This is a genomic window from Pseudoalteromonas sp. CR1 (assembly GCF_019392235.1).
Taxonomy (GTDB): Bacteria; Pseudomonadota; Gammaproteobacteria; order Enterobacterales; family Alteromonadaceae; genus Pseudoalteromonas.
This window is the reverse complement of record NZ_JAHXRM010000199.1, coordinates 1-277: the sequence shown is the minus strand read 5'-3', so window position 1 is coordinate 277 and position 277 is coordinate 1. Positions and strand designations below refer to the sequence as shown.

Here is a 277-nt window from a genome sequence, read left to right as displayed (position 1 = left end):
ACCTTATCAACTTTGTTATTCAAAGCATTCTGTGTAGCTGTGCTAATAGGTTTGCTGGCATCGCTAGTGTTATCAACACTACCTAGACCGACATCATCTTTAGTCAGGGTTACAGCACCAGTTTTACCAGCTACGGATGTAACAGTATTTACCTGCGCACCACCAGTCACTACCAAGTTGCCTCCGCCCAGCAGACTTTCACCGTTGATCGTCTTGATATTGGTGCCGCTGATTAAAGTGTCTTGCTTCGCATTCCATGCTGCCTTTTCAGCGTCAG

At 46.2% G+C, this 277-nt stretch carries 1 protein-coding gene; it reads right to left on the bottom strand.

All coding sequences use genetic code 11. The features are described from left to right. Window positions 1–277, bottom strand: a 277-nt coding sequence (locus tag KZZ04_RS19095) for a hypothetical protein (protein ID WP_219423832.1), incomplete at both ends; no start/stop codon positions are given.